Annotated in this window: 14 protein-coding genes and 1 riboswitch; of the genes, 4 read left to right on the top strand and 10 right to left on the bottom strand. The window is 58.3% G+C overall.

The window, feature by feature from the left end; translation table 11 throughout:
* Positions 1–8: 8 nt before the first annotated feature.
* Positions 9–1,106 carry a 2'-deoxycytidine 5'-triphosphate deaminase gene (locus tag HRR99_RS01405; protein WP_233122500.1) on the bottom strand — a complete coding sequence of 366 codons (1,098 nt, stop codon included), beginning with the start codon at positions 1,104–1,106 and terminating at the stop codon, positions 9–11.
* A gap of 75 nt (positions 1,107–1,181) precedes the next feature.
* Positions 1,182–1,260: riboswitch (SAM riboswitch) on the top strand.
* A gap of 45 nt (positions 1,261–1,305) precedes the next feature.
* Between HRR99_RS01405 and HRR99_RS01400 the strand changes: the two genes are divergently transcribed.
* The 3 genes from HRR99_RS01400 (at position 1,306) to HRR99_RS01390 (ending at position 4,741) form a co-directional block, all read left to right on the top strand.
* Positions 1,306–2,490, top strand: coding sequence for an O-succinylhomoserine sulfhydrylase (locus HRR99_RS01400; RefSeq protein ID WP_233122499.1), 1,185 nt, complete (start codon positions 1,306–1,308; stop codon positions 2,488–2,490).
* Positions 2,491–2,671: 181 nt separating this feature from the next.
* Positions 2,672–3,064: a Co2+/Mg2+ efflux protein ApaG gene (gene apaG, locus HRR99_RS01395; protein WP_233122498.1), complete on the top strand. Its 393-nt coding sequence runs from the start codon at positions 2,672–2,674 to the stop codon at positions 3,062–3,064.
* A gap of 102 nt (positions 3,065–3,166) precedes the next feature.
* Positions 3,167–4,741, top strand: coding sequence for a tannase/feruloyl esterase family alpha/beta hydrolase (locus HRR99_RS01390; RefSeq protein ID WP_233122497.1), 1,575 nt, complete (start codon positions 3,167–3,169; stop codon positions 4,739–4,741).
* Between the two features lie 37 nt (positions 4,742–4,778).
* On the opposite strand, the gene HRR99_RS01385 is transcribed toward HRR99_RS01390, so the two are convergent.
* The 3 genes from HRR99_RS01385 to HRR99_RS01375 all read right to left on the bottom strand — a co-directional run bounded on the left by HRR99_RS01385 (position 4,779) and on the right by HRR99_RS01375 (position 8,258).
* On the bottom strand, positions 4,779–5,771 hold the full coding sequence (locus tag HRR99_RS01385) for an Hsp33 family molecular chaperone (protein WP_233122496.1): 993 nt from the start codon (positions 5,769–5,771) through the stop codon (positions 4,779–4,781).
* A gap of 254 nt (positions 5,772–6,025) precedes the next feature.
* Positions 6,026–6,943 carry an ornithine carbamoyltransferase gene (gene argF / locus HRR99_RS01380; RefSeq protein WP_233122495.1) on the bottom strand — a complete coding sequence of 306 codons (918 nt, stop codon included), beginning with the start codon at positions 6,941–6,943 and terminating at the stop codon, positions 6,026–6,028.
* 106 nt (positions 6,944–7,049) lie between these two features.
* Entirely contained in the window at positions 7,050–8,258 is a 1,209-nt protein-coding gene (locus tag HRR99_RS01375) for an aspartate aminotransferase family protein (protein WP_233122494.1), read from the bottom strand.
* A gap of 435 nt (positions 8,259–8,693) precedes the next feature.
* Here HRR99_RS01375 and HRR99_RS01370 point away from each other — a divergent pair, with 435 nt between their 5' ends.
* The gene (locus HRR99_RS01370; protein WP_112497696.1) at positions 8,694–9,230 is read left to right on the top strand and encodes a GcrA family cell cycle regulator; all 537 of its coding nucleotides are present in this window, start codon (positions 8,694–8,696) and stop codon (positions 9,228–9,230) included.
* Positions 9,231–9,643: 413 nt separating this feature from the next.
* Here the strand turns inward: HRR99_RS01370 and HRR99_RS01365 are convergent, their stop codons facing one another.
* From HRR99_RS01365 to pstB, 6 genes are all read right to left on the bottom strand, one after another.
* The gene (locus HRR99_RS01365) at positions 9,644–10,033 is read right to left on the bottom strand and encodes a DUF6481 family protein (RefSeq protein WP_111839918.1); all 390 of its coding nucleotides are present in this window, start codon (positions 10,031–10,033) and stop codon (positions 9,644–9,646) included.
* 36 nt (positions 10,034–10,069) lie between these two features.
* Positions 10,070–10,291, bottom strand: a complete 222-nt coding sequence (locus HRR99_RS01360; protein ID WP_111839919.1) for a hypothetical protein — start codon at positions 10,289–10,291, stop codon at positions 10,070–10,072.
* A 248-nt stretch (positions 10,292–10,539) separates the two neighbouring features.
* Positions 10,540–10,749, bottom strand: a complete 210-nt coding sequence (locus HRR99_RS01355) for a cold-shock protein (RefSeq protein WP_042617912.1) — start codon at positions 10,747–10,749, stop codon at positions 10,540–10,542.
* 513 nt (positions 10,750–11,262) lie between these two features.
* Positions 11,263–11,946: a phosphate regulon transcriptional regulator PhoB gene (phoB, locus tag HRR99_RS01350; RefSeq protein WP_111839920.1), complete on the bottom strand. Its 684-nt coding sequence runs from the start codon at positions 11,944–11,946 to the stop codon at positions 11,263–11,265.
* Positions 11,947–12,057: 111 nt separating this feature from the next.
* On the bottom strand, positions 12,058–12,774 hold the full coding sequence (gene phoU, locus HRR99_RS01345; RefSeq protein WP_111839921.1) for a phosphate signaling complex protein PhoU: 717 nt from the start codon (positions 12,772–12,774) through the stop codon (positions 12,058–12,060).
* Positions 12,775–12,859: 85 nt separating this feature from the next.
* Entirely contained in the window at positions 12,860–13,675 is an 816-nt protein-coding gene (pstB, locus tag HRR99_RS01340; RefSeq protein ID WP_111839922.1) for a phosphate ABC transporter ATP-binding protein PstB, read from the bottom strand.
* Positions 13,676–13,726 lie beyond the last annotated feature (51 nt).

Here is a 13,726-nt window from a genome sequence, read left to right as displayed (position 1 = left end):
CTTTGTGGTTATTCGGCGCGGAAGTGTTTGGACAGTTTCAGGCCCTGCGCTTGATAGTTGGAGCCCAGGCCCGAGCCGTAGAGGCCTTCGGGTTTGGTGAGCATGTGTTCATAGACGAGGCGGCCGACGATCTGGCCGTGTTCCAAGATGAAGGGGACTTCGTGGCTGCGGACTTCGAGGACGGCGCGGCTGCCGGTGCCGCCGGCGCTGGCGTGGCCGAAGCCGGGGTCGAAGAAGCCGGCGTAGTGGACGCGGAATTCGCCGACCAGCGGATCGAAGGGCGTCATTTCGGCAGCGTAGAGCGGTGGAACGTGGACGGCTTCCTGCGAGACGAGGATGTAGAATTCATCCGGATCGAGAATGAGTTCGGCTCGACCCCGCGAATAGATCGGGTCCCAGAAATCCAGCACGTCATGGGCCGCCTTCTGGTCGACATCGACAACCGCCGTGTGATGCTTGCCACGGTAGCCGATCAGCCCGAGCTCACCGAACCCCTGGAGATCGATGGACAGGGCAATGCCTCCGCCGGAGACGTTGGGCGTCTCGCTGGCAACCAGTATTTCACTTTCATGCAGGGCCAGCAGCTCGGTATCGGCCAGCACGGAATGGCCGATGCGGAAGCGGATTTGCGAGAGGCGCGAGCCCTGGCGCACGACGATGGGGAAGGTGCGCGGGCTGATTTCCAGATAAAGTGGGCCGTTATAGCCTGCTGGGATCTTGTCAAATTCCTGCGCGTGGTCGGTGATGACGCGGGTGAAAATATCGAGACGGCCCGTGGAGCTTTTCGGGTTTGCCGAGGCCGACATGCCCTGCGGAAGTGCGAGAGCTTCCATCAGTGGCACGATGTAGACGCAGCCGGTTTCCAGAACCGCGCCGTCGCTGAGATCGATCTCGTGCAGGCTGAGACGTGTGAGCTTTTCGATGACCTTTGTCGTGGGGCCGGGCATGAAGCTGGCGCGCACGCGATAGGCTTTCGCGCCCAGACGCAGATCGAGGCTGGCAGGCTGAATCTGGTCGGCATCCAGCGACCGTTCGCTCGTCAATTGGCCTGAAGCGAACAGTTCCCGGATCGCGCCATCCGCCAGTATGCCCGTCGTTCTCGTCATCTTTTGATCATCCCTTTTCACGGCGACAAAACCAAAAGCCAGGCATTGACGCAAGTCGTTAACGGAGTTATGGCAATCTTATCCCGTGGTGATTTGGCCGGTCGGCTTGCAGCCACGTTAAATAAGTGGCTAAAAAGACCGGGTGCGCTTGTAACCGGTCTGCTTTTGCGACCGGTTTTTTTGTTTGTAAGGTGATGACATGAGCAAGAAATGGCGCCCGGCAACGCAACTGGTTCACGGCGGTACGCTGCGGTCCGAATATGGCGAGACCTCTGAGGCAATCTATCTGACCCAAGGCTTCGTCTATGACAGCTCGGAAGCGGCGGAAGCCCGTTTCAAGGGCGAAACCGAGGGCTTCATCTACGCCCGCTACGCCAGCCCCACCAATGACATGTTTGAAAAGCGCATGTGCCTGCTGGAGGGTGCCGAAGATGCCCGCGCCACGGCATCCGGCATGGCTGCCGTCAGCGCCGCCATTTTGTGCCAGTTGAAGGCAGGCGATCACATCGTGGCTGCCCGCGCCCTGTTCGGCTCCTGCCGCTGGGTTGTTGAAACGCTGGCGCCGAAATACGGCATCGAGTGCACGCTGGTCGATGGTCGTGATCTGGCCAATTGGGAAAAGGCGATCCAGCCGAACACCCAGCTGTTCTTCCTTGAAAGCCCGACGAACCCGACGCTGGAAGTGGTCGATATTGCTGGCGTGGCCAAGCTCGCCAACCAGATCGACGCGAAAGTGGTGGTCGACAACGTGTTTGCCACGCCGCTTTTCCAGAAGCCATTGGAGTTGGGGGCGCATATCGTCGTCTACTCCGCAACCAAGCATATCGATGGCCAGGGCCGTTGCCTGGGTGGCGTCGTTCTCTCGGACAAGAAATGGATCGAGGAAGAGCTTCAGGATTATTTCCGCCACACCGGCCCTGCCCTTTCGCCTTTCAACGCATGGACGCTGTTGAAGGGTATCGAGACGCTGCCGCTGCGCGTGCGCCAGCAGACGGCGAATGCAGGCAAGATTGCAGATTTTCTCGCCGAGCAGAACAAGGTCGCCAAGGTCATCTACCCGGGCCGTGCCGACCATCCGCAGGCCGATATCATTGCCAAGCAGATGACGGGCGGCTCGACGCTGGTCTGCTTCGAATTGAAGGGCGGCAAGGAGGCGGCGTTCAAGCTGCAGAACGCGCTTGAAGTCGTCAAGATTTCCAACAATCTGGGCGATGCCAAGAGCCTGATTACACATCCCGGCACGACAACGCACAAGAACCTGACGGACGAGGCGCGTGCTGAGCTCGGTATTTCCGGCGGCACGTTGCGCCTGTCCTGCGGCATCGAGGACACCGACGACCTGTTGGAAGATTTCGCAGCAGCGCTGGCACAGGTCTCGGCCTAAGAGACCCTTAAGGCCCGGCATTATCAGCCGGGCCGCTTCTGTTTACCAATAAACTTATCCCTGACAGACGAAATGCACGGCTGTTTTGTAAAGCAAAGCTAATATGGGTCTTACCTTTCTTGACCACGGCCCGCGCCTGTAGTGTAGAATGTCTTGACAACAATGACTTAGGGCCCTGTGAATGTACCGTGCACTGACAAGAGAGATCGAGGTCACCGTAGACCCGTATTATCTTGAGGAGCAGTCCGACCCGGATGACAACCGCTACGTCTGGGGCTACACGGTCGTGATTTCCAACAACTCGGATATATCGGTGACGCTGGTCAGTCGCTACTGGCACATTACCGATGAAAATGGCCAAGTGGACGAGGTCTCCGGCCCCGGCGTGATCGGCGAACAGCCGCATCTGAAGCCCGGCGATACCTACGAATATTCATCTGGCTGCCCGCTGGATACGCCGTCCGGGCTGATGTTCGGCCATTACGAAATGCAGGCCGAGACGGGCGAGGTCTTCACCGTCGCCATTCCCGCCTTTTCCCTCGACAGCCCCGGATTGTCGCGCGTGCTGAATTGAACGAATACAGCTTACGGTTATGAATCGGGCCGTTTTTGTTATTTGTTCTTCCGGTTGCAATCCTTAAAACTTGTCGCGTCACCGTTTCTGGGAGGAAAACACATGACGCGATCTATCCTGCTGGCAGGCCCGGTGTTTCTCGGTCTGCTCGTTTCCACCTCGGAACTCGCGCAAAATCGAAGCAGCTTTCTCGTTCAGGATGACCGGACGGACCTGTCTTCCGCCACCGTCTCGGCCAATATGCAATGCAGCGTGCTTGCGGCGCAGACATTTGATGAGGTGACGATGCTGAGCGTCCGGCATGTGGAAGCGCAGGGCAAGGTGCCGGGCTTTTGCCATGTCACCGGATATATCCAACCCCAGATTCGGTTTGAAATTGCACTGCCGGACAGCTGGAATCGGCGCGTCTACATGTTCGGAAATGGCGGTTATGCCGGAGAGGATCTGGCCGCCCCGTCCCGCCTCGAGACGCGTAACGCTGCCTTGCAAAGGGGATTCATCAGCGTCCAGCAAAACACCGGTCATGACGCGAAAACCTATGATCTGGGAGACTTTGCGTCGGATATGGCGCTCCTGGTGGATTACGGTTCGCGGGCGGTCCACGTGACATTGCAAACGGCGAAGGCCGTCGCGGCACAGTATTATGACCGAGACCCCTCGTTCTCCTATTGGGATGGATGCTCGACCGGCGGTCGTCAGGGACTGATGGCGGCGCAGCGCTATCCCGGCGATTTCGATGGCATTCTGGCGGGTGCCCCGGTTCTGCGTTTCAGCGATACGGGCCTGTGGAACATCTGGAACGCGCAGGCGCTGGCCAAGGCGCCCATCAGCAAGGCGCAACTGCCTGCCTTGGCCAAAGCCGTCATGGACAAATGTGACGCGATCGATGGCGCCAAGGATGGGCTGATTGCGGATCCGCGCCAATGCAATTTCGATCCTGCCAAGGATTTGAAGATGTGCGAAAATGGCGGCGATGATTGCTTTACGACAGCGCAGGTCGATACGCTGAAAACACTCGCTGACGGCGTGAAGGTCAAGGGTCAAACCGTGTTTCCCGGTGTGCTGCCCGGCACGGAGGGGATCGACGCCGCTGGCGTGAGCGGCTGGGAAGAATGGGTGATTTCGGAAAAGGGACCAAGCCGACAACTGGCCTATGGCGATACCTTCGTCAAGAACATGGCCATGCTGCCTGCATCCGGCAAGGACATAGACTGGAAACGCTACGACTTCGACACGCAGTATGAAAAGACGGTGATGGTGCGTGGGCTTGTTGATGCTGACGATCCCGACCTCAGTGCGTTTCACAAACGCGGCGGACGGATGATCACCTATTTCGGATGGTCGGACCCGGCGTTGAACCCACTGATGGGCGTCGATTATTACGAATCCGTGCGCAAGACGATGGGGGCAGAGAAGGTTGCCGATTTCTATCGGATGTTCATGGTGCCCGGCATGTTCCATTGCCGCATGGGCTACGGCACGGATACGTTCGATGCCTTCACGCCGCTGATGGATTGGGTAGAAAACGGCAAGGCACCTGATGTCATCGAGGCCAAAAAGATCGTTGCCGACAAAACCACGATGACGCGTCCGCTTTGCCCATACCCGGAATCTGCAAAGTACTCCGGTAGCGGCAATATCAATGACGGTGCAAACTTTGCGTGTCAGGCCCCCTGACGATAACGGGCGGGATCATGGTCCCGCCCTTCTCTTCTCAACTGATCGCCGCGACTTCGTCTACCGGGTAGTGGTAGGTCGTGGAGCAGAACTCGCAAGTGACGGAGATGACGCCGTCTTCCTGGCTGTCGCGGATTTCCTCGGCGGTGAAGCCTGTGAGGACGCCCTTGATCTTTTCGCGTGAGCAATTGCATCGGTCCACGATCAGTTGCGGATCGTAGACGCGCACGCCCTGCTCGTGAAACAGCCGGAACAGCAGCTTTTCGGCAGGCACCTGCGGGTCCGTCAACTCGTCCATATGCACGGTGTCGATCAGTGCCACCGCCTCGTTCCAGGCGTCGTCATAGGCCAAATCGACTGCGCCCTCATCGCCATCACCGCCGTGAAGGTCCTGCTGGCGCAGACGCTCCGGGGCCTGCGGCAGGAACTGGGCGATGATGCCGCCAGCGCGCCAGCCGTGGCGTGGTTTGCCATCCTCGTCACGGTCGAAGAGTTCGGCAACACCCAGGCGCACACGGGTCGGAAGCTGTTCCGACTGGCGGAAATAGACGCCTGCAATGTCTTCCAGCGACGATCCATCCAGCGGCACGATGCCCTGATAAGGCTGCATGCCGACGCCCTGATCGATGGTGAAGGCGAGGATGCCGTTGCCCAGCAGCTCTTCCGGCGAGGTTTCACCAGACGCGATGGCCTGCTGCAAACGCTCCTCATCGAAACGGGCATAGGCGCGCATGTTTTCGGGCGCTGTGAAATCGGCGACCAACAGATCGACCGGGCCATCACCCTTGGTCTGGAGCGTCAGCTTGCCGGAAAATTTCAGCGATGTACCGATGAGCGCCGTCAGCACCACGGCCTCCGCCAGAAGGCAGGCAACGACCGGCGGGTAATCATGCCGCTCCAGAATGGAGTTCAACAAAGGACCGATCTGCACGGCGCGGCCACGCACATCCAACCCCTCGACCTGAAAGGGAACGACCTTGTCATCGCCAGCCAATTGAAGCTCGTCCAGCTCTACCGTTACGTCTGCCATATTCCAACTCCTTGACGCCCGTCTGCATGCGCGCAACCGCATGGGGACACAGCTATGCCGTAACCGGCGTCGCGACGGACATGATATTCGTTCTTGCACAGACGCCCGGAAAGCGAAACCGCTGCCGGGGCTGTATGCGATGAACAATTGATGAAAAGCCGCCTTCAAACACTCCGGCGGCATCGACCTGGCCTACAAATGGGAAGCCAGATCGGGATTTCAAGCAGCCCGGCACGCGCGACGAGATGTTGAAATCAGATGACGCCCATGCACCAGGCAATGATGGCCTTTTGTGCGTGCAAACGGTTTTCTGCCTCGTCGAACACCACAGACTGCGGGCCATCGATGACCTCGTCGGTCACTTCCTCGCCACGGTGGGCGGGCAGGCAATGCATGAACAGCGCGTCCTTGTTCGCCTTGCCCATCAAACCGGCATTGACCTGATAGGGCTGGAAGATGTTGTGGCCACGGGCCTTGTGTTCCTGGTTCATGGACACCCAGGTGTCGGTCACAACGCAGTCCGCACCTTCGACGGCACGTTCCGCATCATGGCACAGCATGATGTCGCCGCCATTGTTGCGCGCCCAGTTCAGGAAACGGTCATGCGGTTCGGAACCCATGGGCACGGCCATGTTCATCTTGTAACCGAAGCGGGCAGAACCCTCGACCAGCGAATGCAGCACGTTGTTGCCATCACCCGTCCAGGCGATCGTCTTGCCCTTGACCGGGCCACGGTGCTCTTCGAAGGTCAGGATATCGGCCATGATCTGGCACGGATGCGTATCGTCCGTCAGGCCATTGATGACGGGCACGGTAGCGTGTTCGGCCAGCTCCAGCAGGCGCTTGTGGTCGGTCGTGCGGATCATGATCGCATCCACATAACGCGACAGCACCTTGGCCGTATCGCCAATGGTTTCGGCGCGACCGAGCTGCATTTCGGTGCCGGAGAGAAACAGCGTTTCGCCGCCCAACTGGCGCATGCCGACATCGAAGGAAACGCGGGTGCGCGTCGAGGGCTTTTCGAAGATCATCGCCAGCATCTTGCCAGCCAATGGCTTTTCCGCCGTGCCGTTCTTGGTTGCGATCTTGCGGGCGCGGGCGTCGTCCATAATGACCCGCAGGTCTTCCGAGCCGACGGTCGAAAGGTCTAGAAAATGCTTAGCTGATGCCATTTCAATATAGTCCCATCACTACGGGCGACCTCTTTGCCAGCCCGGATGCGTTATCTTGGTGCATGTCGTTGTTCCGAAACCGCTGCACGCCTTTGTGCAACAGGCGTCAGGCGCTCTTTGCCAGTTTCGAGGTGACTGCTTCTGCAGCCTTTTCAAGCCGTGCCAGACCGTCGCGCGCTTCTTCCGCCGTGACCACGAGCGGTGGCAGCAGACGGATGACGTTATCGCCAGCGGGAACGCCAAGGAGATGCTCGGCGCGAATGGCAGCGAGAAGATCGGATGACGGAACCTTCGCCTTGACGCCCAAAAGCAGGCCCTCACCGCGAATTTCCTCGATCACGTCTGGAAAACGGTCTTTTAGCGAGGCCAGTCCCTGACGGAACACCAGCGCGACATCGCGCACATGCTGGAGGAAACCATCGGCCAGAACGATATCCAGCACGGCATTGCCGCAGGCCATGGCCAGCGGGTTGCCGCCATAGGTCGTGCCGTGAACGCCAGCCGTCATGCCGGATGCGGCCTCTGCCGTTGCAAGGCATGCGCCGAATGGGAAGCCGCCGCCGATGCCCTTGGCCACAGCCATGATATCCGGTGCCACGCCCGACCACTCATAAGCGAAGAACTTGCCGGTACGGCCAACGCCGGTCTGAACCTCATCATAGATCAACAACAGACCGTGCTCGTCGCACAGCGCGCGAAGCTCACGCAGGAACTCCGGCGCCACGGGACGAATACCGCCCTCGCCCTGAATGGGCTCGATCAGCAACGCTGCCGTTTCCGGCACGATGGCCGCCTTCAGCGCGTCGAGATCATTGAAGGGCACCTGATCGAAACCTTCGACCTTGGGCCCAAAGCCTTCGATATATTTCTGCTGGCCACCGGCTGCGATGGTTGCCAGCGTGCGCCCGTGAAATGCACCTTCGAACGTGATGATGCGGAATTTCTCAGGATTGCCATGGGTATAGTGATACCGGCGCGCGGTCTTGATCGCACATTCCAAGGCTTCGGCCCCGGAATTGGTAAAAAAGGCTTTATCCGCAAAGGTTGCATCGGTCAGCCGTCTGGCGAGCGTTTCCTGACCCGCAACCTCATAGAGATTGGACAGGTGCCAGACCTTCTCGGCCTGCGACTTGAGCGCATCGACCATGTGTGGATGGCTGTGGCCGACGGAGGTGACCGCGACGCCTGCGCCGAAATCCAGATATCGCTCTCCGGTCTCGGTCACGAGCCACACGCCCTCTCCTCGCTCGAAGCGCAAAGGGGCTCTGGAAAACGTATCGAACAATGGCCCAGTTTCGAGCACAGTGTCGGCCATGGCTGCATCACTCCCTGCGCAAACGCGCTGTCAATAGGGCTTATCGGTTATACCGTGCCTGAAAATCAAAAATGCCGCCTCGCGGCGGCTTGGGGTATCCCTGTAACTGCGAGCGCACTATTGTCACTTCGCCCGAGGATGTCAACAAATGTCCACATTTCCCGGCACTTCCAAGAGGTGGGATGACGTCACGATGGCCCTCAGTGTGTTGCTTTTCTGACTCACTGGACACAGCAAGTTGGGGAAAACCGGAAAATCGATTCCAGATGATTCTCCCGACTCTTGTCACGGAGTCTGCCGACGATTAGGTTAACTCTCAATTACTAGATCGCAAGCGGCGGACCTAGTCACCTACAATCTGGCGGATACTCTGCGCGTGGTTTGCTCCACGGCATAGCAGAATGATTCTGCCTTCGCGACCAGCGGAGAAACGGCATGAACTGGACTGATGAACGAGTCGAGAGACTGAAACGACTGTGGTCTGAAGGCCTGAGCGCCAGCCAGATCGCTGCCCAGTTGGGCGGTGTCAGCCGTAACGCAGTCATCGGCAAAGTGCACCGTCTGAACCTGCCTGGCCGCGCCAAGGCTGGTGGCACGGTTGCAACCACACGTCCTGCCGCCAAGCGCCCGGCAGCGCCAGCAACGGCTGCTCCACGCGCCGCCAATTTTCAGGCACGCGTCGCCCCTTCCCGTCCCAACATCCGCACCGCAGGCGCAACCGCGCTGAAGGACGAGATGGACATGGATACCGCGCAGGTTCTCGAATACGTACCGGTCAGCAACGCCACGCTGCCGACATCGCTTCGCCTGACGCTGACGGAACTGACGGAACGCACCTGCAAGTGGCCGGTTGGCGATCCGCTGAAGGATGACTTCCATTTTTGCGGCTGCGACGCGTCGGAATCCTCTCCTTACTGCAAGTTCCACGCAAAGATGGCGTACCAGCCGGTGAGCGAACGCCGCCGCGCCTGATTGCTTCCAGACATTGACGACGAAAAGCGGGTCAAAGGGCCCGCTTTTTTCGTTTTAGATCATACATTCGCTGGCCGATAGACCATCACGGTTGATGTCCGTCTTACGGTTTTAATGTCGGGAAGGCGCCGCCTCGCTCGTCGGCGACAGCGTCGCGAAAACTCAGCATTGTGATCGTCCGAGGGATGCTCGGACGTTGCAAACGGTGGGAACTGCGGGATTGGGGGCGAAAATTGCAACGGCTTTCGCAGCCGTGATCACTTTGATCAAGATCGAAGCGGCGCATCCCTGCTGGACGCGCAGCACTTCAAAGCATCGGTCTGAAAACCGAAATCGATTTTCAGACTGCACAATGTCGATGTAAACTCACAGCGCCCTTGGTACGTCCCGAAGGACCCGTGGCGCTATCAGTATCAGCCTTGGCGGGCCTTGCGGTTGGCGTAGCGAAGGTCACGCGCGGCCTTACGGGCTGCTTCGTCTTCGATCACGCGGGCAACGCGGCTTTTCTCGGCGAGCTTACGCTCTTCGGCTTCAGCATTGGCTGCGGCTTCGATTTCAGCTTCGCGTTGAAGCTTTTCAGCTTCGGCCTGCTTCTTCTCTTCCAGCTTCAGCTGCTCGCGCTCTGCACGGCGTGCCTCACGGGCTTCTGCTGCGGCAATACGTTCGGCCTGCTTGGCTTCGCGCAAAGGTTCGGCAGCTTCCTTGGCGGCACGATAGGCCTGAAGAAGGGCTGCCTTCGCGTCGGCAGCGGCGCTGCGACGGTCAGAAAGATCGTTGTTCTTCACGTTTTTAGTATTTTTCAAATCTCTACTCCAGTGAAAGTGTCAGCCTGATCGGGCTCAGGATTTCTTGACACGCTTTGAAGGGGTGGGTTTAGGCGTGGTGCTGTCCTGCAATTCCTTGGCAAGACGCGCTTCACGCAGCCGAAGCGTCTTTTCATCACGAGCTTGAGCGATCGAGTTGAGTTCGTCAACCGCATGGCCCTTGGCGAAAAACTGGGATTGCGCCGCACCGAAAGCGATCTCCGCCTGCTGGCGAGACTTGCTATACGTTTCTGTCATGGAATTCCCTTTCTGTCACATCGACCTAAACGGGATGTGAAGTGGTTGGCTCAGAGCGCCTCGCGTCCATTCAAGCATATCATTATCGCAAAACTGCTGCACATTTCGTGCGACACGCTTATGGACGCCTAAAGGGACTGGCCGACATGCGGCACAAAAAAAGGCCAGGCAACGTTGCCTGACCTCGGTTGGTCTCATACTTTCAACAGTGCCAGTACATCCGTGGTCAAAGGAAAGTAGATTCCGTATTAAGCAGCCTGAAGATTGCAGGCAGACATCTTGCCGGACTTGTTGTCCCGCTCAAGATCGTAGCTCAGCTTCTGGCCTTCTACGATTTCGCGCATGCCTGCACGCTCTACAGCAGAGATGTGCACGAATGCATCAGCGCCGCCGTTGTCTGGCTGAATGAAGCCGAAGCCCTTGGTGGAGTTAAACCATTTTACTGTGCCTGTGGTCATAATGAACCCTTTCAAAGCATAAGTTACAGATCACAGGACAGGTGCCCTGTGTGCGAATATAGCGATTTTTTTGAAAGGAAGTGTTAGTTCAAAGCGCGGTGCTAATCGCGCGGTAACCAAAGCTCAGCAAGCAAAAGATCGATGACGTATTGATAGAGGTTTATGGCGAGCTAGTCAAACTTAATTTTCAAAATTCCTGTTCTTGGCGTCAGCGACAGTCATTTGAAATTCGACTTGGAATCCTATTCACTGTTCATTCAAATCGACGATCAATATCTCCGATATAACTGATTTCGCTGAACAAATACCAGACCGCCCTCGCCTCTTGCACGCCGGACAATCACCCTCCATAAGCGTCATTCGGAGCCGTCAAAGAGGTAGAAAATATATGGCCGGGGATATGCATCAGGCTTTGGTTTGGCTTGGCTTTCTGCAATTTCATAGAGAACGCCGTCCATTTCGGCGCAGCTGATGACGCCTCAATTGGCGTCATCGCAGAGCGTATTGAAGCTCTCAGGCTTCCATGGAGTAGCCAGCGCCGCGTACGGTGCGGATGACATCCTGCATGTTGGAGAAGTTGAGCGCCTTGCGCAGACGGCCTACGTGGACGTCCACGGTGCGTTCATCCACGTAGATATCGTGGCCCCAGACACCGTCGAGAAGCTGTGAGCGCGAGAAGACTCGACCCGGCGATACCATTAGGAACTCCAGCAGGCGGAATTCGGTCGGCCCCAGACGCACTTCGCGCGTCTTGCGATGGACGCGATGGGTTTCGCGGTCCAGCTCGATATCGCCGCATTTCAACAGCGATGACAGAACTTCCGGGCGGGCGCGGCGCAACATGGCCTTGACTCGTGCCATCAGTTCCGGTGTCGAGAACGGCTTGACTACGTAATCGTCGGCGCCGGTTGCCAGGCCGCGTACGCGCTCGCTCTCTTCGCCACGGGCCGTCAGCATGATGATCGGCAGTCGCTCCGTTTCCGGGCGCATGCGCAGGCGGCGGCACAGCTCGATGCCGGAAACGCCTGGAAGCATCCAATCGAGGATCAGAAGATCCGGGGTTCGCTCCTGCAGACGGATTTCCGCCTCGTCGCCACGCGGAATGGTGTCCACGTCGTAACCTTCAGATTCCAGATTGTATCGAAGAAGAACGCTGAGGGCTTCCTCGTCTTCGACAACTGCGATTTTCGGCACCATAGCTCAGGACTCCGCCCATCTTGGGAGAACGCCATGCGCCCGCAAGGACGCATTGGCATGTGGGTTTACGCATCCGGCCCGACCGAACGGATCGGGCCGATGCGACGAGGCTTACTCGGTGATCGCACCGAGCGTGTTGGAACTGTCGTCCTTGGGACGCTCGCCTTCCGGCTGGCTGCCGGTTGCCATATAGTAGATGGTCTCGGCGATATTGGTGGCGTGGTCACCCACGCGCTCTATGTTCTTGGCGCAGAACAGAAGGTGCGTGCAGGTCGTGATGTTGCGCGGATCTTCCATCATGTAGGTCAAAAGTTCGCGGAACAGCGACGTGTACATGGCGTCGATTTCCTCGTCACGCTCACGGATGGCCTGCGCCTTTTCCGCGGAACGGGTGGAGTAGACGTCGAGCACTTCCTTGAGCTGCACCAGAGCCAGTTCGGAGAGATGCTCCAGACCGCGCGCCAACTTGCGCGGAACACCCGTACCGGCAACCGCGATGACACGTTTGGCGGTGTTCTTGCCCAGATCGCCCACGCGCTCCAGATCGGCTGCGATGCGCAGCGAACCGATGATCTCGCGAAGGTCCGCCGCCATGGGCTGACGCTTTGCAATGGTAACGATAGCCTTATCGCCAATCTCGCGCTCGGCGTGATCGAGGATCGTATCGTCCGAGATGACCTTCTGGGCTAGAGCCGCGTCGGAGTTGACCAGCGCGCGCACCGCATCGGCACACATCTGCTCTGCCAGACCGCCCATTTCGGCGATACGGCGGGTCAGGAACTTCAGCTCTTCATCGTAGGCGGACATGATATGCGAATGTGTCGGCATGTTCGAACTCTCCAGTTTCGATGCGCTTTTTCGCAAGCCCGGTAGGGCTCCAGCGTTTGGCGCGAATGATTAAACCTACGGCCAATCAGCCGAAGCGACCCATGATGTAGTCCTGCGTGCGCTGGTCATCCGGGTTGGTGAACATCTTGTCCGTATCGTTCTCTTCCACCAGGTGACCCAGATGGAACATGGCCGTGCGTTGCGAAACACGGGCAGCCTGCTGCATGGAGTGGGTGACGATGACGATGGTGTAATTGGCGCGCAGTTCGTGGATCAGCTCCTCGACCTTAGCAGTTGCGATCGGGTCCAGCGCCGAGCAGGGCTCGTCCATGAGAATGACTTCGGGCGAAACGGCAATGGCGCGGGCGATGCACAGACGCTGCTGCTGACCGCCGGACAGGCCGGTGCCGGATTCGTGCAGACGATCCTTGGCTTCGTTCCACAGACCGGCCTTCTGAAGGCTGGACTCGACGATCTGGTCCATATCCGCCTTGTTGCGGGCAAGACCATGGATGCGCGGGCCGTAGGCGATGTTTTCGTAGATCGTCTTGGGGAACGGGTTGGGCTTCTGGAACACCATGCCGACACGGGCACGCAGTTCAACCACGTCGATGGTCTGATCGTAGATGTCTTCTTCGTCGAGCGTGATCTTACCCGCAACGCGGCAGCCATCGATCGTGTCATTCATGCGGTTCAGTGTGCGCAGGAATGTCGATTTGCCACAGCCGGACGGGCCGATGAGCGCCGTCACGGTGTTTTCGCGAACATTGAGGTTCACATCGTAGAGGGCACGCTTCTCGCTGTAATAGACCGAAACGTCCTTGCCGATCATCTTGTATGTTACTTCATTCATTTTCTTGTCCAGCGCCTTTTCAACTGCTGCTTCCGACAACATATTCATAGCCTCAAGCTCCCGGTTTCCGTTACATCGCACGTCCAGAGGAAAAACCGG

The sequence above is a fragment of the Agrobacterium vaccinii genome (assembly GCF_021310995.1).
Lineage (GTDB): Bacteria > Pseudomonadota > Alphaproteobacteria > Rhizobiales > Rhizobiaceae > Agrobacterium > Agrobacterium vaccinii.
Note: the sequence above shows the minus strand (reverse complement) of the source record. Positions and strands in the feature narration are given on the sequence as shown.